This window comes from Marinobacter antarcticus (genome assembly GCF_900142385.1).
In the GTDB taxonomy this organism is placed as follows: Bacteria; Pseudomonadota; Gammaproteobacteria; order Pseudomonadales; family Oleiphilaceae; genus Marinobacter; species Marinobacter antarcticus.
Genome location: NZ_FRAQ01000001.1, coordinates 2,221,254 through 2,241,987, shown reverse-complemented (window position 1 = coordinate 2,241,987; position 20,734 = coordinate 2,221,254). Strand labels below are relative to the sequence as shown.

The 20,734-nt window shown below is 55.6% G+C and carries 16 protein-coding genes; 2 read left to right on the top strand and 14 right to left on the bottom strand.

Translation table 11 applies throughout. The features are described 5' to 3' along the window. Genes BUA49_RS10500 through BUA49_RS10485 form a run of 4 tightly spaced genes read right to left on the bottom strand, consistent with a single transcriptional unit; the run spans nt 1 to nt 4,542 of the window. Nucleotides 1-876 (bottom strand): P-loop NTPase family protein, encoded by an 876-nt coding sequence (locus tag BUA49_RS10500; protein ID WP_072797120.1) that lies wholly within the window; start codon nt 874-876, stop codon nt 1-3. Continuing rightward, complete coding sequence (locus BUA49_RS10495; protein ID WP_072797118.1) at nt 876-2,459, bottom strand: XrtA system polysaccharide chain length determinant; 1,584 nt, start codon at nt 2,457-2,459, stop codon at nt 876-878. The genes BUA49_RS10500 and BUA49_RS10495 overlap by 1 nt, the downstream gene beginning before the upstream one ends. Beyond that, nucleotides 2,459-3,097, bottom strand: a complete 639-nt coding sequence (locus BUA49_RS10490; protein ID WP_072797116.1) for an XrtA/PEP-CTERM system exopolysaccharide export protein — start codon at nt 3,095-3,097, stop codon at nt 2,459-2,461. Before BUA49_RS10490 ends, BUA49_RS10495 begins: the two co-directional genes overlap by 1 nt. A 38-nt stretch (nt 3,098-3,135) precedes the next feature. Then, entirely contained in the window at nt 3,136-4,542 is a 1,407-nt protein-coding gene (locus BUA49_RS10485) for a TIGR03013 family XrtA/PEP-CTERM system glycosyltransferase (protein WP_072797114.1), read from the bottom strand. A 309-nt stretch (nt 4,543-4,851) separates the two neighbouring features. Between BUA49_RS10485 and BUA49_RS10480 the strand changes: the two genes are divergently transcribed. Further along, on the top strand, nt 4,852-5,760 hold the full coding sequence (locus tag BUA49_RS10480; RefSeq protein WP_072797112.1) for an XrtA system polysaccharide deacetylase: 909 nt from the start codon (nt 4,852-4,854) through the stop codon (nt 5,758-5,760). Between the two features lie 20 nt (nt 5,761-5,780). Beyond that, on the top strand, nt 5,781-6,833 hold the full coding sequence (locus BUA49_RS10475; protein WP_072797111.1) for an ExeA family protein: 1,053 nt from the start codon (nt 5,781-5,783) through the stop codon (nt 6,831-6,833). A gap of 49 nt (nt 6,834-6,882) precedes the next feature. On the opposite strand, the gene prpD is transcribed toward BUA49_RS10475, so the two are convergent. The 10 genes from prpD to BUA49_RS10425 form a co-directional block, all read right to left on the bottom strand. Next, complete coding sequence (gene prpD / locus BUA49_RS10470) at nt 6,883-8,367, bottom strand: 2-methylcitrate dehydratase (protein ID WP_072797109.1); 1,485 nt, start codon at nt 8,365-8,367, stop codon at nt 6,883-6,885. A gap of 49 nt (nt 8,368-8,416) precedes the next feature. Then, a complete protein-coding gene (gene prpF, locus BUA49_RS10465; RefSeq protein ID WP_072797107.1) occupies nt 8,417-9,592 on the bottom strand; it encodes a 2-methylaconitate cis-trans isomerase PrpF in 1,176 nt (391 codons plus the stop codon). 1 nt (nt 9,593) lies between these two features. Then, the gene (acnD, locus tag BUA49_RS10460; protein WP_072797105.1) at nt 9,594-12,206 is read right to left on the bottom strand and encodes a Fe/S-dependent 2-methylisocitrate dehydratase AcnD; all 2,613 of its coding nucleotides are present in this window, start codon (nt 12,204-12,206) and stop codon (nt 9,594-9,596) included. Nucleotides 12,207-12,228: 22 nt separating this feature from the next. Continuing rightward, entirely contained in the window at nt 12,229-13,359 is a 1,131-nt protein-coding gene (prpC, locus tag BUA49_RS10455) for a bifunctional 2-methylcitrate synthase/citrate synthase (protein ID WP_072797103.1), read from the bottom strand. 17 nt (nt 13,360-13,376) lie between these two features. Continuing rightward, nucleotides 13,377-14,264, bottom strand: a complete 888-nt coding sequence (gene prpB / locus BUA49_RS10450; RefSeq protein WP_072797102.1) for a methylisocitrate lyase — start codon at nt 14,262-14,264, stop codon at nt 13,377-13,379. 33 nt (nt 14,265-14,297) lie between these two features. Beyond that, on the bottom strand, nt 14,298-14,978 hold the full coding sequence (locus BUA49_RS10445; RefSeq protein ID WP_072797101.1) for a GntR family transcriptional regulator: 681 nt from the start codon (nt 14,976-14,978) through the stop codon (nt 14,298-14,300). A 122-nt stretch (nt 14,979-15,100) separates the two neighbouring features. Then, a complete protein-coding gene (locus tag BUA49_RS10440; RefSeq protein ID WP_084063534.1) occupies nt 15,101-16,687 on the bottom strand; it encodes a glucan biosynthesis protein in 1,587 nt (528 codons plus the stop codon). A gap of 43 nt (nt 16,688-16,730) precedes the next feature. Continuing rightward, a complete protein-coding gene (mdoH, locus tag BUA49_RS10435; protein ID WP_407656677.1) occupies nt 16,731-18,809 on the bottom strand; it encodes a glucans biosynthesis glucosyltransferase MdoH in 2,079 nt (692 codons plus the stop codon). A gap of 19 nt (nt 18,810-18,828) precedes the next feature. Further along, entirely contained in the window at nt 18,829-19,098 is a 270-nt protein-coding gene (locus BUA49_RS10430; protein WP_072797098.1) for a hypothetical protein, read from the bottom strand. 36 nt (nt 19,099-19,134) lie between these two features. After that, on the bottom strand, nt 19,135-20,688 hold the full coding sequence (locus tag BUA49_RS10425) for a glucan biosynthesis protein G (protein WP_072797096.1): 1,554 nt from the start codon (nt 20,686-20,688) through the stop codon (nt 19,135-19,137). Nucleotides 20,689-20,734 lie beyond the last annotated feature (46 nt).

Here is a 20,734-nt window from a genome sequence, read left to right as displayed (position 1 = left end):
CTACTCCTGAAAAATCAGGCCGGAAAATTTATCAGACCCAAGTGCGTCTACCGAATCTGCAATGATTTCTCCGGTGACTTCTCCGAAAGGAACACCGAAGACGATCTGATCTGCAAAGCGTTCAAGAATCCTTGCTTCCGTGTTTTCCCGGAAAGGCGGCGCATTTAACACAATACAACGGTCCGGATAACGGGTTTTCAACTCGATAATCAGCTCGCGCATGCGCACGGCAGAAAACAACTCAACCGCCGAGGACGCCTGAGTACCCGCAGGAATCACCGAGAGGCGCTCAACACCACTGGGGTAAATAATGGATTTGATCGTCAGCGAGCGATCGCCGACGAAATCCGTAACGCCGGCATCCATCGGAGTTGAAACCAGGCCTGGCAGTTCCTTGTTGTAGGGATCGCAATCCACGAGCAACGCTGAGCTATGGGAATCCAGCCCGAAGGCAGCCGCCAGGTTAAAAGCTGTCAGAAGCCCGCCGGGGCCAGTGCCCAGGCTACTGAACATCACCGTGAAATTACCCTCGCCTGCCCGGTTACGCAGCTGTATACGTAGCTCGCGATAAGCGTCCATCACGGCTTTATCGGGCATGCCGGAATAGATTATTTTCCGCTCCCGTAACTGTTCACGGCTCCAGGGGTTCGGGTTACCGATCAGCGCAAGGGATACCGACGAATCGTAAACCGTGGGAGGCTGTTCACTGCCATCAGTCTCCACACGATTCCAGTCAGGCTTGTCCCGCTCCGCGCCTGCGTAGGGTCGCTCTTTGCGAAAATTATCTTCAGCCTTTGCTTCTCCGCGGTCGTGTTCGAGCCGACGGCGTTCGTCCTGGCTTTTCAGAAGCGCATTGTAGAGTTTGTTGTCATCCATCAATTGCTTCCTCCCCCAAGCCCTAGCCCGGTTAATTCGCCGGCTTTGTTGATCAATTGTTCCGGGGTAATACCCATAACGCTGAAAACCAGAACGGCGAGATACGCTGTCATGAAAATCGCCAGTATGAACAGGATTGAGAGGACATCCTTACGCAGCAAACGGTCTTTCCAGGTGCTGCGGTAATGGGGAATTGTGGTCAGCACCGGGATGGATTCCGGCAGGGCGAGTTGCAGTGCCCGGGGTGAACGTAAGCGCTGATCAAACATCACCAGCATAACCAGCAAGCCCAGCACCATGGCGCTGCCAAGGAAGGGGCCGGCAAGGCCTACCTGATAGAGTTGCAACCCATCCCAGTGCGTCGGGTAGGAAGCCGGTTCCTGAATTTTGTAGCTTACGCCCTCACCCTGCACATCCAGAGTCATGGACAACCGTGCTTTTTCCCGGCGCTGAAGCATGTCTTCGTAGACACCGCGAGTCACATCGTAGTCCCGCGTAAGCTCGGAAAACTGCGCCTGGTTCTCTGCAACCCGCTGAGAACGTACGAACGCTTCCTCAAGAAGCCGCTCCAAAGACGCCAGGCGGTTTTTTTGCACGGCCAGGCGCGTTGAGCTGTCGGACAGCTGAATTTTAAGGTTTTCGTAAACCGGGTTTTCCATGACCTCGGTAACGCTACCGTCACGATCATCGTCGGTTTGTGTGGAGACGCGTTTTTCCAGATCTGCAATCTGAGCCTGAACACTCACCACATCCGGGTGACGTTCATGATAGCGCAACAACAACGAATCCAATTCCTGACGCATAGCGACCAATCGTCGCTCGGCAGATGATTTGCCCGGGTCGACCGTTATGCGCCTTACGGGCTGCTCATCTTCAAGCTGACGGCGGGTAAGCTGAACTTCGGATTCGGTTTGCTGAATCTCCAGTTTGAGATTTTCGATATCCCGGCGCAGGTTCTCAATTCGGGCGAGAACACTGCTCTCGGTGCCATCCTGATTCGCGGATTTGAATTCCTTCAACCGCTGCTCGGCCTCCTCAAGCTGGCGCTGGTAGGTTTTAACCTGGGAATCGATAAACTCGAATGCGCCCTGGCTCTCGGAACGCTTTTTGCGCACAGTGCGTTCAATAAAACGGTTCAGTACCGCGCTGAGAACCTGGAAGGACTCGTCCGGGCTCCCACTGGTATAGCTCAGTTCAAGAAAATTCCGGTTTGATACCCGAATACCGACCTGCTTGCGCAGATCACTGATCTTTCCGTTCTGGACAGCATCCGTTTCACCGCCTCTGATCAGCCCGGTGTCCAGAGCAATCTGCTCCAGAAACGAACGGCTTTGCATCATTTCCCGGGCTTCGTTGATGCGATCGAGCTGAGTCAACTCAGCCTTGCCCTGGAGCAATGGCTGGAGAATGTTGGACTGGTCTGCGTACAGCACTGCCTGAGAGGTATAACTCTTCGGTGTTACATAGCCCAGCGTCAACACCCCGGCTGTCACGGTCATAAAAATGATGACCGCTGCCAACCTGTGCCGGTAAAGCTCGAGCTTTACCGCACGGAGGGTGTCAATTATGAACTGTATATCCATCAGAGCTCGCCCCGGAACAGCTGCTTACGGGGCACGCTGATTACGTCACCCGGCTGCAGACTGTGGTTCGTACGCATGTCGCCATCGGTGAGAATGGCTCTGAGATCCAGGCCGAAACTCTGGTATTCACCATCGATCTTACGATGCAGAACAGCGCGACTGTCGGCGGCAAAATCTGTAACACCGCCGGCCATCAGTACAACGTCCAGCACCGTCATGCCTGGCAGGAAGGCAACTGATTGCGGCGAAGCGACCTGGCCGGTAACCCGGATCCGGTTACGAAACTCTTTACTGCTCGGGTTGGTAACCATCACGGTCACTTCCGGGGTACGGATATACTCGCCGAGGGTGTCGTTGATTTCAGCCGCCAGTTCTTCCGGCCTTTTGCCTTCTGCTTTTACATCACCCATCAGAGGCATGGAGATAAAGCCATCCGGGCGAACCACGATGGACTGGCCCAGTTCAGGGTTGCGCCAAACGTGGATAGAAACAGTATCGCCTACCCCTATCTCGTAAGGCTCGGCTTCCAGCTCAGAGGCCGGCGGCATTTCCGCAGAAGACGGCAGGCCAGAGCAAGCCGACATGAACAGCCCCAAAACCGCAATCAAGCTCGCCCGCATTAACGTATAAACAGTCATAAACGCTCTCCAAATCCTTGTTTTTCTTCGCCAGTTTATTATCGAACGCCTTTACCCAGGAGGATGACTTCCACGGTCTGGATCATGATCAGAAAATCCATCATAAGGCTGTGATTCTTGGAGTAGTAAAGATCGTACTCCAGCTTGCCCCGGGCGTCTTCAACCGATGCACCATAGGGATATTTAAGTTGTGCCCAGCCCATTAAGCCAGGCTTTACATAATGCCGGGTGTCGTAAAACGGAATCTTTTCTTTCAGTTCCGAGACAAACTCCGGCCTTTCCGGGCGCGGCCCGACGATGCTCATTTCGCCTTTAATGACATTATAGATCTGCGGCAGCTCATCCAGGCGGGTGTTGCGTATGAACGCTCCTACCCGGGTAACGCGGTTGTCGTTAGCCGAAGCCCAGCGCGCCTTGCCGTCTTTTTCTGCATCCTGCCGCATGCTGCGAAACTTGTAGATGCGAAACTCTTTACCCAGCATTCCGACCCGGGTCTGGCTGTAGAGTATGGGCCGTCCGGTTTCCAGGAACACCGCAATAGCCGTGAGAATAACAAACGGCAGCATCACCGCCAAAAGCGTGAGGCTGATCAACAGATCCAGGGATCGTTTGGTGAAAGCACGGGTTTTTGAGGCTTTGAACCCCTCGGAAAACACAATCCAGGACGGATGCACCATGTCCAGCTTGGCTTTCTTGAGTTCACGCTCGTAGAAATCGATGCCGTTGGTTATGGCAATGCCCCGCAGCTTGCACTCCATCAGGTCCGGCACGGGCAGCCAACCGCCTTCGTTGCGCCGGCGTTCCTGCTGGGCGATGACAATTTCGGAAACCCGGTTCTGCTTGCAGAACTGATAAAAGTCATAGGGTGTTGGCAGCAGTTTGTCTGCATCCACGGCACCGTTCGGGTTATCAGCGATACAACCGATGATCCTGACGCCGAGCGCACGCATGTTGCGCTCGTACTCATCCAGCAAGCTGGCCGCAAAATCGCCAGCGCCGAAAATCACCACGCGGCGAACCAGCTGCTCTGAATCAACAATTTTCAGGAAGGCCAGCCGCAGCAGGATAACAACCAGTGACGCCAGAAGGGCTGCCCAGAACAGGTTGGTACTGCCTGGGTTTGCCGAAGGAAGCACCAGATAGAGTAATTTCAGCCCGATTCCGCCGACAAAGCAGTAGGCAACCAAAGTGCGGAAAAACAGCGCTGAAACGCTTTCATGAACCATAGAGAGATAACCTCCCATGGCAAGCGTTCCACAGCTCAGGATCAGTGCGAAAAGACTCGCTGACAGGATATTTGTATCAACAGAAGGGTAGCCGACGCCCGCAAACGAAAGCAGCGGTGATAGAAAAGTAAAAATTGCGTATAGAACGACGAACTCCAGCGCACCAAGCACCAGATAGGGAATATGAAGGTAGTGTTTCCGAAACCGTATATAGGACACGCCGAACTTCCTTGTCGCCTGCACAACACTTTATACACCGTGCGACAGACCAACATCACATTCTCCGGCGGTGAACACTCAGTCTGACAATGAGCGACCCCTTACCACCGGCTCCTTTTTATCATGCGGCCCTATTTTGCGCTGAGCAAGATGTAATCACAACTCATTGTATCTTTTGGTAACAGAGTTTTACATTGTTTTTCCTGGCGAAGGGAATTGCTTGTATCAAGAATTGTATTTACACGGTCAGTAGGGGAAAATTGATCCATCGGTATTGTTGGCTATCGGTACCACTGAAAAGGAGAGCCCATGCCTGAAACGGAACCATCCTCACCCTTACATGCCATGAGCATAGACGTAGAAGACTACTTCCACGTTGCTGCACTTTCCGGCGTAATAAGGCCGGATCAGTGGGACACTCTGCCTTCCAGAGTCGAACAGAACACAGAACGCCTGCTAGCCCTGTTTGACAAGCATCAGGTGAAAGCAACCTTTTTTGTGCTCGGGTGGGTTGCAGAGAGATTTCCGGCACTCATCCGCAGGTTGTCCGACCATGGGCACGAGATAGCCTCCCACGGTTACAGTCATCAGCTCATTTACAATCAGACTCAGGACGTATTCCGGGAAGAAACCCTGCGTTCCAAAGCCCTGCTGGAAGACATTACCGGCAAAGCCATAGAAGGATACCGCGCCGCAAGTTACTCCATTACCCGGGAGTCTCTCTGGGCACTGGATATACTGAGTGAAGCAGGCTTTACCTGGGATTCGAGTATTTTCCCCATACGACACGATCGTTACGGCATACCCGATTCACCGTCTGCGCCCTATTCCATTGAAACCGCCAGCGGTGCCATTATCCGGGAGTTTCCGCTGACCACAGCCCATATAATGGGGCTTTCCATACCGGCGGCCGGGGGCGGTTATTTTCGCCAGTTCCCCTACCCGGTGTTTCGCTACCTGTTCCGCAACGCATCGGGCTTTGGTGCCCGGCCCCAGATGTTTTATCTGCACCCCTGGGAAATAGATCCGGAGCAGCCACGTTACAATAACGCAAGCTGGTTCTCACGCTTCCGGCATTATACTAATCTGGATCAGTGCCATGATCGCCTCGAGCGCTTACTCGGGGATTTCCGGTTCGGAACCGTGAGCGAAAGTTATAATGCCTACGAACCAGACAAAACCCTGCTGCGCAGCGATCAATTGATCCGCCTCGCCTGACTCAGGGACAGGAACTGAACATGTATCTGGAATTTTTCGGTCTCCACAGACACCCCTTCCGCATTACGCCGGAAGACGATTTTATTTACATGAGCCAGCAACACTCCCGGGCTTATGTGTACATGTCTTCGGCGATCTGGAGCTCTGAAGGCTTTGTGGTTATCAGCGGTGAGATCGGCTCCGGTAAGACAACCTTGCTGAAAAAGACCATCCGTAACCTTGAAGGCAACCTGAAGCTTCTCAATATTTCCTACACCAACCTGGAATCGAAGGATCTGTTTGGCCTGATTCTTCGCAAGGCCGGGATGAAGGTGGAGGACGACAGCAAGGTTGCCATGCTGTTTCAGATTACCGACTACCTGGAAAAAATGGCCAACGCCGGTACGCCTGTGGTGCTGACCATTGACGAAGCGCAGAATCTGACCCGTGAAAACCTTGAAGATGTTCGCATGCTGGCCGGAATGGAAAGCATGGGCGGGCCTTCAATGCGGGTTATCTTGCTTGGCCAGCCCGAGCTGAAACAGGCCGTTCTGGATATCCCCCAGCTTGCCCAGCGGGTAAAACTGTTTTTCCACCTGGAAGGCCTGACACTCGCAGAAACCACCGAGTACATTGATTACCGGCTTCTGGTTTCCGGCCACGGTGGTAACAAGCTTTTTGATACCGATACCGTTCGTGAGATACACAAGCTGAGCAAAGGCATCCCCCGGCTGATTAACAAGCTGTGTGACGGCATGATGATGTGTGCCTACTCCGAAGACCGGCCGTTTATAGACCCTCACGACCTCAAATCCATTCGCAGGGATTTGCTGGGAGACGAACTACCGGCAAATACCCCCAAAACAGCCGAGCTCAGGAAGCGGGAACATCACGTTCCGGAGCACAGTGGGCAACCCAAGGGTGATATGGCAGGCGAGATGGCTGGCGTAACCAGCGCTCTGTTGCGCATGGCAGAAGCGCTGGAGAGAATTGATGGCCGCCTTGCCACGATTTTCCCGGACGAGCAATCTTCCCGCAGGGACAACATCGGCAAGCCAGATAACGTCAAACCACTCTCACCCGGTAGAAAATAGAACCGGGCGAGAGCTCTTAGCTACAAGAATTTTCAGCTAATGCGTGCGGTTAAATAACGAAAAGATCCACAAATTCTTGAACGGGTGTGATCTCCAGATCCTTTTGCTCCCGGCACAAGTCAAAAATCCGGCCGCATCGTTGCGCTGGGAAACGGGTCGCCAGATTGGCCCGGAACTTGTCTTCCAGCAGAGGAATACTCTCTTTTCTCCGCCGACGATGGCCAACGGGATATTCCACCGCAATGTTGTCTGTGCTGGAACCGTCCTTGAAGAAGACCTGAACCGCATTCGCAATTGAGCGCTTATCTGCCTCCAGATATTCACGGGTGTAGCGCTCGTCTTCAATTATTTCCATCTTTTCCCGCAGCGTATCGATTTCCGGGTGCGCATTGTGGAAGCTGTCTTCGTAATGATCCGCGGTTAGATTGCCAAAAATCAGCGGTACTGCTGTCATGTACTGCAGGCAATGGTCACGGTCGGCCGCGTTTGCCAGCTTGCCTTGCTTGGAAATAATACGAATGGCGGATTCGTGGGTGGTTATAACGATTCGGTCGATCTCGTCGAGCCGGTCTTTTATTTGCGGATGGAGCGTTACAGCTGCCTCGGCAGCCGTCTGGGCGTGGAACTCCGCCGGAAAGGAAATCTTGAACAGAATGTTTTCCATTACGTAGGAGCCAAATTCCTGCGGCAAGGAAAACCCGCGCTTGTCGTCCGGCTTGAGTGCCTGGTCTTTATTGGTTTTGCTGAACAACACATCGTAGAAGCCCCACTGGGGAGCTGTCAGTACTCCGGGAATCCCCATCTCGCCGCGCATGGCGATATCCGCCAGGCGAACGGCCCGTGAGGTGGCGTCGCCGGCGGCCCAGGATTTACGGGAACCGGCATTGGGGGCGTGGCGATAGGTTCGCAAAGCCTGCCCGTCTGCCCAGGCGTGGGAAAGCGCCGATAGAAGCTGCTCTCGGTTAGCACCCATAAGCTTTGCAGTGACCGCCGTGGAGGCGACCTTAACCAGCACTACGTGATCCAGCCCTACCCGGTTGAACGAATTTTCCAGAGCAAGCACGCCCTGGATTTCGTGGGCCATGATCATTGCCTCCAGAACCGCTTTCATGGCGATGGGGGATTTACCCTCGGCCACTCGCTTCTGGGACAGGTGATCGGCCACTGCCAGGATGCCGCCCAGGTTATCCGAAGGGTGCCCCCACTCGGCGGCTAACCAAGTGTCGTTATAATCCAGCCAGCGCACGATGCAGCCTATATCCCAAGCTGCCTTCATGGGATCAAGGCGGAATGATGTACCGGGAACACGGGCGCCGTGGGGAACAACCGTGCCTTCCACCAACGGCCCAAGGTGCTTCGTGCACTCCGGGAAACGCAACGCCAGCAGACCACAGCCGAGGGTGTCCATCAGGCAATTGCGTGCCGTGTTCCAGGCTTCTTTACTTTTCACCCGATAGGTCAGAACGTAGTCTGCAATCTGCTGCAGAACGTCATCGTAATCGGGCCGTTCGTTGAGATCGAAGGTTGCAGACATATCGGTTCCTCCTTTCGGGGCTCGTGTTTTGAGGTGAAGGGTTTAAGGTTCAGGCCTCCCCTGGTATGCGTACCCAGCCCTCCATCAGAATGCGGGCGCTGCGGCTCATGATGGCCTTGGTGGCTGTCCACTGACCGTTCACTTCTTTTGCTTCTGCGCCTACCTGCAGCGTGCCTGAAGGATGGCCGAAGGTGACCGAGGTACGATCACCGCCACCAGCCGCCAGGTTTACCAGCGTTCCGGGAATAGCCGCTGCGGTTGCGATTGAGACTGCAGCTGTACCCATCATGGCGTGATGTAGCTTGCCCATGGACAGTGCGCGAACCAGCACATCAATGTCACCTGCAGCAATCTTCTTGCCGCTTGATGAAGTGTAGTCGGCCGGTGGCGCTACGATGGCTACTTTCGGGGTGTGCTGCCGGGATTCAGCTTCTTCAATGTTCTGGATCAACCCCATTTTCAAAGCACCGTAGGCACGGATTGTTTCGAACATCGTCAGAGCTTTGGGGTCGCTGTTGATATCGTCCTGCAGCTCCGATCCTTTATAGCCAACTTCAGCCGCATTGATGAATACGGTTGGAATGCCGGCATTGATCATGGTGGCTTTCAGGGTACCAACGCCCGGTACTTCCAGTTCATCCACCAGATTGCCAGTCGGGAACATGGAGCCTTCGCCATCGGCCGGGTCCATGAATTCGACCTGAACTTCTGCCGCCGGAAAAGTCACTCCGTCCAGCTCAAAATCGCCGGTTTCCTGCACTTCGCCGTTGGTGATGGGTACATTGGCAATGATGGTTTTGTGGATGTTGGCCTGCCAGATTCGAACAACTGCGGTGCCGTTTTCCGGGATACGGTCTTTGGCCACGAAGCCGCTGTTGATGGCGAACGCGCCCACCGCTGCTGTGAGGTTGCCGCAGTTGCCGCTCCAGTCTACAAAGGGTTTATCAATGCTCACCTGCCCGAACAGATAATCCACATCGTGATCCGGTTGGGTGCTTTTACTCAGGATGACCGTTTTGCTGGTGCTGGAAGTGGCGCCGCCCATGCCGTCGGTTTGCTTCTGGTAGGGGTCCGGGCTGCCGATGACTCGCAGAAGCATGTTATCCCGAGCTGGGCCTGGTGTTTGGGCTTTTTCCGGGAGGTCGGCGAGGCGAAAGAACACGCCTTTGCTGGTGCCGCCACGCATGTATGTGGCGGGGATTTTGATTTGGGGAGTGTGTGGCATTTTAAGCCGCCCCTTCCGACTGCAGGAAGTCCTCAGCAAAACGCTGCAACACGCCACCAGCAGAATAAATCGACAGCTCCTCCGCCGTATCCAGCCTGCAAATAACCGGCACTCGCTCGGTGCTGTTGTTCTTGCGGTGGATAACCAGAGTCAGTTTCGCTCCAGGTGCAGCCGTGCCTTCCACATCAAAGGTTTCTGTCCCTTCAATATCCAGGGTTTTGCGTGTGGTGCCTTCCTCAAACTGCAGAGGCATAACACCCATACCGACCAGATTGGTCCGGTGAATACGCTCGAACCCTTCAGCGACAATCGCTTCAACACCTGCCAGCGCCACGCCTTTCGCGGCCCAGTCACGGGACGAGCCCTGGCCGTAGTCCGCACCGGCGATGATGATCAGTGGCTGCTTGCGCTCCATGTAGGTTTCAATGGCTTCCCACATGCGGGTGACCTTGCCTTCCGGCTCGATCCGCGCGTAAGAACCTTGTTTCACGTTCCCGTTTTCATCCAACACCATTTCGTTGAACAGTTTCGGGTTGGCAAAGGTTGCACGCTGTGCCGTCAGGTGGTCGCCACGGTGGGTTGCGTAGGAGTTAAAGTCGACCTCCGGCAGGCCCATTTTGTGCAGGTATTCACCGGCGGCGCTGTCCATCATGATGGCGTTGGACGGCGACAGGTGATCCGTGGTGATGTTGTCTGGCAGCACGGCCAGCGGGCGCATGCCTTTGAGCATCTTCTCGCCGACCATACCGCCTTCCCAGTATGGCGGGCGGCGGATGTAGGTGCTCGTTGGCCGCCAGTCATACAGCGGATTGGTGTTGGCCTGGGCATCACGGGTGATGTCGAACATCGGGATGTAGGTGCTGCGGAACTGCTCCGGCTTCACCGACTGTTTCACGATGGCGTCGATTTCTGCATCATCCGGCCAGATGTCTTTCAGGGTGACGGGGTTGCCGTCTTTGTCGTAGCCCAGCACGTCTTTTTCGATGTCGAAGCGGATAGTGCCGGCAATCGCGTAGGCCACTACCAACGGCGGTGACGCAAGGAACGCCTGCTTGGCATAGGGGTGAATCCGGCCGTCGAAGTTGCGGTTACCGGATAGAACCGCCGTTGCGTACAAATCGCGATCAACGACTTCTTTCTGGATGACCGGATCCAGCGCACCGCTCATGCCGTTACAGGTGGTGCAGGCAAAGGCCACTACGCCAAAGCCGAGGTTTTCCAGCTCGGACAAGAGCTTGGCGTCTTCCAGGTACATTTTGACGGTTTTGGAGCCCGGGGCCAGCGAGGACTTCACCCAGGGCTTGCGGGTCAGGCCCAGCCTGTTGGCGTTACGGGCAATAAGGCCGGCAGCCACCATGTTGCGCGGGTTGCTGGTGTTCGTACAGCTGGTGATAGCAGCGATGATAACGGCGCCATCGGGCATTTTGCCCTCTTCTTTCACCCACTCCCCGGCAATCCCGCGCTCTGTGAGCTCGGAGGTCGGCAGGTGCGCGTGTGGGTTCGACGGGCCGGCCAGTGTGCGGGCAACGGTGGAGAGATCAAACTTCAGAACGCGCTCGTACTCAGCGGTTTTCAGGGCATCTGCCCAGAGACCCGTGTGCCTGGCGTACTGTTCTACCAGAGCCACCTGCTCGTCTTCACGGCCAGTCAGCTTCAGGTAGTCGATGGTCTGGCCATCAATGTAGAACATCGCGGCTGTAGCACCGTATTCCGGCGTCATGTTGGAGATGGTGGCGCGGTCTCCAATGGTCAGGCTGTCTGCGCCTTCGCCGTAGAATTCCAGGTAGGCACCTACTACACGCTCTTTACGCAGGAACTCGGTCAGGGCCAGTACCATGTCTGTGCTGGTAATGCCCGGCTGCAGTTTGCCCGCAAGCTCAACACCTACGATATCCGGCAGGCGCATCATGGAGGCGCGGCCAAGCATTACGCTCTCGGCTTCCAGACCACCCACACCCACGGAGATAACGCCCAGGGCGTCCACCATTGGCGTGTGGCTGTCTGTGCCGACGCAGGTATCCGGGAAGGCAACCCGCTTGCCTTCCCCATCTACGCGCGCCTGCACCACCGGAGACATTTTCTCCAGATTGATCTGGTGCATGATGCCGTTGCCGGGCGGGATCACATCCACGTTCTTGAACGCGGTTTTGGTCCAGTTGATGAAGTGGAAACGGTCGTCGTTGCGGCGGTCTTCGATAGCCCGGTTTTTCTCGAATGCGTCGGCCTCAAAGCCAGCGTGTTCGACGGCCAGGGAGTGATCCACGATTAGCTGCGTGGGAACAACCGGGTTCACTTTGGCGGGATCACCGCCCTTCTCGGCAATGGCATCGCGCAGGCCAGCCAGATCTACCAGAGCGGTCTGGCCCAGGATGTCGTGGCAGACCACACGGGCCGGGTACCAGGGAAAGTCGAGATCGCGTTTGCGTTCGATGAGCTGTTTCAGGGAATCCGTCAGAGCATCCGGATCGCAGCGGCGAACAAGCTGTTCGGCCAGGATTCTGGAGGTGTACGGAAGCTTGTCATAGGCGCCAGCCTGGATATCTTCAACAGCCTCGCGGGTGTCGAAATAGTCCAGGTCTGTGCCTGGGAGGGGTTTGCGATAGTTTGTGTTCATGAGAAAAGTCGTATCCCTTGAATTATGCGCGCTTATCAATCGGCAGCCATTCAGCATGGTCCGGGCCAGTGTAATCGGCGCTTGGGCGGATTATCCGGTTGTTGGCGCGCTGCTCTTTCACGTGGGCGGTCCAGCCGGACACGCGGGACATAACGAAAATCGGCGTGAACAGCTCGGTCGGGATGCCCATGAAGTGATAAGTCGAGGCATGGAAGAAGTCAGCATTACAGAACAGCTTTTTCTCGCGCCACATAACTTCTTCGCAGCGCACGGATACCGGGTACAGAACCGTATCGCCCGCTTCCCTGGACAGCTTTTCAGACCACTTCTTGATGATCACGTTGCGGGGATCGGACTCGGTGTAGACCGCGTGGCCGAAGCCCATGATCTTTTCCTTCCGCTCGAGCATACCCATCACGCCTTTCTCGGCCTCATCAGCACTCTGGAATTTCTGGATCAGTTCCATGGCCGCTTCGTTAGCGCCACCGTGCAGTGGGCCACGCAAGGTGCCGATTGCACCGGTCACACAGCTGTGAATGTCAGACAGCGTGGAGGCGCAGACGCGCGCGGTGAAGGTGGAGGCGTTGAATTCGTGCTCGGCGTAGAGGATCAACGACACGTTCATCACCCGCTCGTGCAGTTCACTCGGCTTTTTACCATGAAGCAGCTCGAGGAAATGGCCACCAATGGAGTCCACATCACTGCTGGTTTCAATGCGCACGCCTTCGTGGGCGAAACGGTACCAGTAGGTGATGATGGACGGGAACAAGGCCAGCATACGGTCGATCTTGTCATCCTGCTCGCTAAAGTCCTTCTCGGTTTCCAGGTTGCCCAGCATGGAGCAGCCGGTGCGCATTACGTCCATCGGGTGAGCGGTTTTGGGGATGTTTTCCAAAACAGTTTTCAGGGCGTGGGGCAGCCCACGCAGGGTCTGAAGCTTTTTCTTGTAGGCATCCAGTTCCTGCTGGTTCGGCAGTTTGCCGCGCAGCAGCAGGTAGGCGACTTCTTCAAACTGGGCGTTGTCTGCCAGATCGCTGACGTCGTAACCGCGATAAGTCAGACCCGTGCCTGTTTTACCAACGGTGCACAATGCGGTTTCGCCCGCTACCTGACCGCGCAGGCCTGCGCCACCTGATTTTTTTGCTTCTGCCATGGGTTGCTCTCCCTTAATTATTTGGACTGCTGGAACAACTGATCCAGCTTCTGTTCGAAATCGTGATAGTTCAGGTAATCGTAGAGTTCCATGCGGGTCTGCATCAGATCAACCACGTCTTTCTGGTCGCCCTTCTCCAGAATGCTCTGGTACACAGTTACGGCCGCTTTGTTCATGGCGCGGAAGGCGCTGAGCGGGTACAACACCATGCTGGCACCGGATTCGCCCAGCTCTTTACGGTTGTACAGAGGCGTGGCACCAAACTCGGTGATGTTGGCCAGCAGCGGGACGTCACCCAGGGCTTCAGAGAAGGCTTTGTAGTGTTCCAGCTCGGTAACCGCTTCGGCGAAGATGCCGTCGGCGCCGGCTTCAATACAGGCCTTGGCGCGATCAATCGCCGCTTCCAGGCCGTCCTTCTGGAACGCATCGGTACGGGCCATGATAAAGAAGTCTTTGTCTACCCGGGCATCGGCAGCTGCTTTGATGCGGTCGACCATTTCTTCTTTGGAAACGATTTCCTTGTTCGGGCGGTGCCCACAGCGCTTCTGGGCTACCTGATCTTCAATGTGAACAGCCGCCGCGCCTGCGCGTTCCATTTCCCGGATGGTACGGGCAATATTGAACGCCCCGCCCCAGCCGGTATCAATATCCACGAGCAACGGCAGGTCGGTTGCTGCGGTAATGCGGCGCACGTCTTCTACCACATCGTTCATGCTGGTCATGCCCAGATCCGGCAGGCCATAGGAGGCGTTCGCCACGCCGCCGCCGGAAAGGTAGATAGCCTGGTGCCCGACTTTTTCCGCCATCATGGCCGCGTAGGCATTGATGGTCCCCACAATCTGCAGGGGCTTGTTGTCTTTCAGGGCTTTGCGGAAACGCGCACCCGGGGAGAGTTTGCTGGACATATTATTTTCCTTCTCTTCAGATGGTTAAAACCGTCAGATAGATAAAACGCCTTCCTGAATCTTTTTCTCGATGTTTTCACGAGCGGCGTTGATGTGTCTTTTCATCAGAAATTCTGCAAGCTCACCATCGCGCTGGGCAATGGCTTCAACAATACGACGGTGTTCGCCAAGGGCACGGTGGGGGCGCCCGGCGGAGGTGCTCAACCGATAGCGGTACATTCGCACCATGTAGTACAGATCACCAAGGAGCATCTGGGCAAGCTTTGTATTCCGGCTGCCGGTGGCAATACGATGGTGGAAATCGTAGTCCCCTTCGGCTTGATAATAGGCCTGTCCGCGAGCTTCGTCGATCATGGCTTCGTGGGTATCCAGAGTAGCCTGAAGGTCGGCAATTTCCTGGTCGGTCATGCGCTCCGCGGCCTGGCGTGCTGCAAGGCCTTCCATGACTTCCCGTATGCGGTACAACTCCACCAGTTCCGATGCGCTTACAGAGACGACTTTCACACCAGCGTGAGGCCGACGAACCAGAAGCCCGCGAGATTCGAGGCGGCCGAGAGCCTCTCGAAGCGGGCCGCGCGTCAGTTCGAAGCGCGAGCACAGATCCAACTCACCGATTTTGTCACCCGGAGCAAGATCGCCTTTAACGATCGCTGTTTGCAGACAATCAAAGGCCTCGTCGGCACGGGTGTAGGTTTGAGAAATGATATCCGGCATAGTTTGTCGACAATATGAGCGTGATTTCGTCAAAATTTACGCCCGATATTGGGGATTGTCAACAATCCATAGCAAGTATTGTTAACAATCCCAACGGTTCCGTTTAACTGATTGTTGATGAATCAGTAAAGCTTACGCTCGGATACAGGTGGCGGCGTGTACTGATACACCCATGTTTCGGTGAGTGGCTCATCGCCCAGGCGAAGATACATACGGATGTTAACGGGTTCTTCGGAGTCGCCCGGAACCAGGTCAAACATCCCTCTATAACCATTGATTGCAGACAATGGGCGCGCCGAGGTTATTTCCACCTCGCCGCGACTCGCACTGATGACAGCCTCAACTTCGGCATTATCGCCCAACATATCGAGTACGCCTCCCGCAAAATCCACGGCAAACCGCCAGGAGAAGTACTCTCGATCTTGACCAATAACACCGCCCAGCCCCGTGCGGGTTGCCTGCACTGTCGCAAGTTCTTGCGGGCTGACTGGCATACGCTCGCCCCAGTGCAACCGGTAGGCATACAGATACTCCTGCCCCGGCTTCAGTGGTGCCTCCGGGTGCCAGAACGCAACGATGTTATCGAAGGTTTCATCCACAGTAGGAATCTCGACCAGATCAATACTGCCCTTACCCCACTCGCCTTTTGGCTGCACCCATACGCTGGGGCGGCGCTCGTAGAACACGCCATCGTCCTGATAGTGGTCAAAATTACGATCACGCTGCAGCAGCCCGAAGCCCTGGGGGTTGTTATCGCTGAAACTGTTAAAACGCAGGTGAGCCGGGTTCTCAAGCGGTCGCCAAATCCATTCGCCACGGCCGGACAGCATGGCCAGGCCATCGGAATCGTGAATCTCGGATCGCCAGTCGTAATCCATGCGCCGGTTGTTTTCACCTACCTGGTACATGCTGGTGAGAGGCGCAATGCCGGCACGTTTCAATTCCGTACGGGGATAAAGTGCAACGTCTACATCCATCACCATGTTGCGACCAGGATCAAGAACAAAAGCATAGGCACCGGCTGTGCTGGGTGAATCGAGCAACGCCCACACCCGCATTACCTGGCTGCCGGGTTGGGGCTTTTCCAGCCAGAAGGCACTGAACCTCGGGAACTCCTCTTCGCCGTTTACACCGGTATCAATTGCGAGCCCCCGGGCAGACATGCCGTACTGCATCTCTGAACCCACCGCACGGAAGTAGCTGGCACCGAGGAAAGCCGCAAGATCCAGGGAGAAGTTGGTTTGATAGTGGAGGCGGAACCCCGCGTAGCCCAGGTTACTCGGCAGATCGCCGAGTGGCTGCTCGCCTTCGTAATCAAAAAAATCGGGGTTATAGCGAAGCGTGGTTGCTGTGCCGTCAATCACTTCGTGAATGATGACAGGGGATTGAAAATATAGCCCCAAATGGAAAAGTTGTACCTGAAACGCAGACTCGCTATCGGCCCACAGCGCGTGGTCTTTCCGGAACCGGATGGCCTGGTAGTCGTCCCAGGATAATTGTTTCAGGCTCTGCGGCAGTTCACCTTCATGAGAGAGATAAGGCTGAGCGGCCAATTCCCGCGCATGTCCCTTCAGCCATGCATAGCTGAAGGGCTTCTCGTTATCGCCACTACCAGCCTCAGACTCCTGCGCCCACAACAAAGGCGCCAGCGGCAGCGCGCTCGCCCCAAGGCCGGCTATCAGGGTTTTTATAAGCGTTCGTCGATCCATAGCATCTCTCATCCTATGCTGCTCTGCCCCTCGTTCTGAGGTCCTATGTGTCTTTGGATTGAGCACTGAGCTGCCCGATACATCGGCCCCAGAAGCTATCAGGGGAAGCACGCCAGGCACCTTCGTGCAACGCCTTCAGTGATTGCCGGTCTCTGGCAATCTGGCTCATTTCGGAACGTGACAGCGTATCCGGCCCGTCTTGAAGACATCGTGCCACGCACGATTCCAGCTCTGCCTTGCGCGAACCGAGCCGATGATCCCAGGCCAGCGCCTGGTGCAGGCGGTTGTGGTCAAGCCTCAACACCGCCTGTTCAAGCGGTGTAAGGGTTGAGTTCACAATTTCACGGGAGCGGAACAACACGGCGTCTTCAAGCAGCGGCATGGCAACGCTCTCCTCAGGTATGAGCAGGAGCCGACGCTTTCTTAGCGCCTGCCCGAGGGAATTCCGGCTGAGATAGACCGCGGTCGGCGCAGCCAGAATTAACGGCAGAGCAACGGGCAGCGACCATAAGAAAAACATGGTGTCGAGGCTCCAGGCGAACGCGGACCAGCCACCACCCAGCAGCATGCCCGGCAGCTGGGTAATAAAGGCGTCCTTCCAGGTCGTTTCCTCAGTGCGGTTCTGCCCTGCCCATTCAAGGGACACGTTCAACAGTGCCGAGACGACATAACGACTGTGTGCCCACATGCGCAGCGGCGCCAGCAAAACTGAAATCATAATTTCCAGCATAACGCTACAGAACAGGCGGAACAGGCCACCAAACTCGCCGGTGAACCTGTGGATCATGGCGTCGAGAATAGCCAGGAATTTCGGCAGGAACAGCAGGGCCAGCGTACTCAGAGCAAGACCCAATGCCCACTCGGGACGCCACTCAGGCCAGAGGGGGAAAAGCCCCTGATGGCCGTCGGGAAAGTATTCGATGGGCGACAGTGTCATATCAGCGGCTGCAATCGTGGTAAGAATCAGGAACCCCAGCCATAGCGGTGACGCCACATACGCCATGATGCCGTTAAGAAACGCCATACGATGGGCGAAGCGGAGATTGGGCTCCCGCAACATAATCCACAGGTGCTGAAGGTTGCCTTTGGCCCAGCGGCTGTCCCGGGCAAGCTCATCGGACAGTGTTGGCGGCGATTCTTCATAACTCCCACCCAGCCCCGGCTCCAGCCAGACTTCGTAACCGGCGCGCCCCATGTATGCCGCCTCAACAAAATCGTGGCTCATAATAGGGCCACCGAAGATCCCGATACCCGGCAACTTGCGCAGCCCACAATGTTTCATGAAAGGTTCGATACGGAGAATGGCGTTGTGGCCCCAGAATGCGGCGTCCCCCATCTGGATGGCCGCCAGCCCATTCGCAAACAACGTGGAGTAAAACCGATTGGCGAACTGCTGGATCCGGGCAAACAGCGACTGGCCGTTGATGATGTTGGGATTGGTTTGAAGAATACCGACACCGGGCTCGCGCTCCATGAGCCGCACCATGCGGACAATGGTACTGCCGGTCATAAGGCTATCGGCATCCAGCACCACCATATACTTGGAGCGCTTACCCCAGCGCCGGAGAAAATCCGCAACGTTGCCACTTTTATAGTTGAGATTCACCGGGCGCCGGCGGTAGAAAATCCGCCCCTCCGCGCCCAACTCTTTAGCCAGGTTGTTCCATGCCACCTGCTCTTCCAGCCAGACGTCTGGATCCCGGCTGTCGGAGAGTATGTAAAACTCGAAGTGTTCGATCTGGCCGCTGCGCTCGATATCCCGATACACAGCTTTCAGGCCGCTTAAGGTCCAATGCACCGGCTCGTGGTAGATGGGCAGTAACACGGCTGTTTTCGCCAGCGGCGTTTCCATCAGCTCCGGTTCCGTGTGGCGTTTGAGTATCGAGTGGCGGTCGCCGCCCGTCAGCCTGATCACGAACCCGAATACTGCTGTCCAGAATCCAACGGCAATCCACATATAAAGTATGGCGAACAGCACCAGCATGCCGATTTCCAGCAGAGTGCCTCCGTGGTACGGCAGCACCCAAAGCAGGTAATAAGATGCCACGGCGGTCTGACCGAATACGAACAACATCAACAATGCTCGGCGCACATTTGCAACCATCCGCCATCGGTGTTTCACGGGGGTTTCCGTTGCAGCGTTATCCACGGCGGCTATATCCGATGCTGCCCCGGCATAGGGGCGGTGCGGCTGGGGGAATCTGTACTTCAGGAACCGTGAAGTAATCCGGTAGCTTGTTCATCGCATTTTCCAACAAGCGATGACCGCCCTGGTCCGCGCCAACTTCGGCAACGGCATCGTCAATAAGCTGCAGCATCTGCCGGCACTGTTCACTGGCCATTTCGACGCCGGCCTCACACAGATAGTTATACACACGGCTGAACACATGCTGGAAGGAAATGTCTTCCATGTTTTCTCCCTGCCCGCTATTGCCCGCTCGTTGCGGCTACCGAGAATTTGCGCGAAGGTCTGTTGAAGGCCCGAGCAGGTAAGTCCACGTTTCCGTGACCGGTTTGTTGTCCTTGTTCAGGAAGCCTCGCAAGGTGAGCGGCTGCCCTGCCGGGGGCTTTGCGAGAATCGACAGACGCCACACATCGCTGGCTTCGATGTACTCAACAAAGTGCTCAATCACTTCAACGCCATCACCGCCACTAACCTGGCTGACAACCGTCGCATCCGGACGCAGCCCTGCGAGCTCACCGCCCCTGAAGTCAACAATCAATCGTAAGGCCTCGCTCGAACCCTCTCTCGCATTTGCGCTCCCCACAAACGTACGTACGGCGCGGCCATCAGGATGACCGGTGATTTCAGGCTCGCCAAACATCACAGAGTATTTCAGGTTGCGGTTTTCACCGGCTTTTACCGGCTGCCCCGGCTTGAAGAATGCCACAATGTTATCGTTGGTTTCTGAGCGTGACGGTATTTCAACCAGCACGACCTGCCCTTCTCCCCAGCCTTCTTCAGTGTTGCCAAGAGGCTTTATCCACATACTTGGACGGCGGTCGTAGCGAGCTTCATTATCCTGGAAATCATCGAACTTCCGGGCGCGCTGAATCAGGCCGAATCCATTCAAGCTCTGTACATGGTGATAACTCAACTGCAGATCGGCCGGGTTCACAAGCGGACGCCAAAGCCATTCACCGGTTTTGCCGTCGTTGATCAACAGTCCGTCAGAATCGTGTACCTGAGGGCGCCATTCTCCCCGCGGGCGCAGTGTGTTGTCGCCATAGAAAAACATGGATGTGAGCGGTGCCTGGCCCAACTGCTCGATATCATTCCGGAAAAACAGCTGCGCAGTTACATCCATTTGCGTGTTTTTACCGGGGTGGATTTCAAAGCGGTATGCCCCCGTCAGGCTTTTGCCGTCCAGCAAGCCATAAACAACCATGACATCGCTACCTGCCTTTGGGTGTTCCATCCAGAACTCAGTGAATGCCGGAAACTCTTCACCGGATGGCAGGCCAGTATCTACCGCTATTCCCCGGCCGGAAAGCCCGAAGTTCTGATTTGCACCCACGCCACGAAAGTAACTTGCACCACCAAACACCAGAAACTGGTTTTGTTCACCCTTGCCGGATAAGGGGTAGGTCAACTTGAACCCGGCATAACCAAGGTCGGCAGGAATCCGTTTCGCCAGTTCAGGGTCGGGATAGTCAAACCGGGTTTTATCAAACCCGATCGGGTGCACACCTTCACTATCGATAACATTGAGCTGGACAGCGTTGGAGTAGAAACTGCCCTGTGGAATCATCATCACTTGAAACCGTGAGCCGCCAGAACGCCAGAGGCTCTGTTCGGGGTTGAAGCGGATCGACTGGTAATCCGTGTAACTGAGGTTTCTGAGGAAGTCAGGCGCCCGTGCTGGTTTCTGATACTTTTCATTGGCCAGGGTTTTGGCTTTGTCAGTTACCTCTTTGAACCCGAACGCCTGCGCGTAGCCCGAGAGTGTTATCAGAATAATAAGGCTGGAGAAAAACGCTGGCAGCCGAGACCCAGTCATAGAACAATTCCTTTTAAGCATGCCTGTAAATGTAACACCCGCTGCA

What these genes read in the sequence shown, in the direction of transcription:
- BUA49_RS10480 (WP_072797112.1), top strand. Translation starts at nt 4,852, where the DNA reads ATGCCTGAAACGGAACCATCCTCACCCTTACATGCCATGAGCATAGAC.
- BUA49_RS10495 (WP_072797118.1), bottom strand. Translation starts at nt 2,459, where the DNA reads ATGGATATACAGTTCATAATTGACACCCTCCGTGCGGTAAAGCTCGAG.
- prpB (WP_072797102.1), bottom strand. Translation starts at nt 14,264, where the DNA reads ATGTCCAGCAAACTCTCCCCGGGTGCGCGTTTCCGCAAAGCCCTGAAA.
- BUA49_RS10445 (WP_072797101.1), bottom strand. Translation starts at nt 14,978, where the DNA reads ATGCCGGATATCATTTCTCAAACCTACACCCGTGCCGACGAGGCCTTT.
- prpD (WP_072797109.1), bottom strand. Translation starts at nt 8,367, where the DNA reads ATGTCTGCAACCTTCGATCTCAACGAACGGCCCGATTACGATGACGTT.
- BUA49_RS10425 (WP_072797096.1), bottom strand. Translation starts at nt 20,688, where the DNA reads ATGACTGGGTCTCGGCTGCCAGCGTTTTTCTCCAGCCTTATTATTCTG.
- BUA49_RS10430 (WP_072797098.1), bottom strand. Translation starts at nt 19,098, where the DNA reads ATGGAAGACATTTCCTTCCAGCATGTGTTCAGCCGTGTGTATAACTAT.
- BUA49_RS10440 (WP_084063534.1), bottom strand. Translation starts at nt 16,687, where the DNA reads ATGGATCGACGAACGCTTATAAAAACCCTGATAGCCGGCCTTGGGGCG.
- prpF (WP_072797107.1), bottom strand. Translation starts at nt 9,592, where the DNA reads ATGCCACACACTCCCCAAATCAAAATCCCCGCCACATACATGCGTGGC.
- acnD (WP_072797105.1), bottom strand. Translation starts at nt 12,206, where the DNA reads ATGAACACAAACTATCGCAAACCCCTCCCAGGCACAGACCTGGACTAT.
- BUA49_RS10500 (WP_072797120.1), bottom strand. Translation starts at nt 876, where the DNA reads ATGGATGACAACAAACTCTACAATGCGCTTCTGAAAAGCCAGGACGAA.
- BUA49_RS10490 (WP_072797116.1), bottom strand. Translation starts at nt 3,097, where the DNA reads ATGACTGTTTATACGTTAATGCGGGCGAGCTTGATTGCGGTTTTGGGG.
- BUA49_RS10475 (WP_072797111.1), top strand. Translation starts at nt 5,781, where the DNA reads ATGTATCTGGAATTTTTCGGTCTCCACAGACACCCCTTCCGCATTACG.
- prpC (WP_072797103.1), bottom strand. Translation starts at nt 13,359, where the DNA reads ATGGCAGAAGCAAAAAAATCAGGTGGCGCAGGCCTGCGCGGTCAGGTA.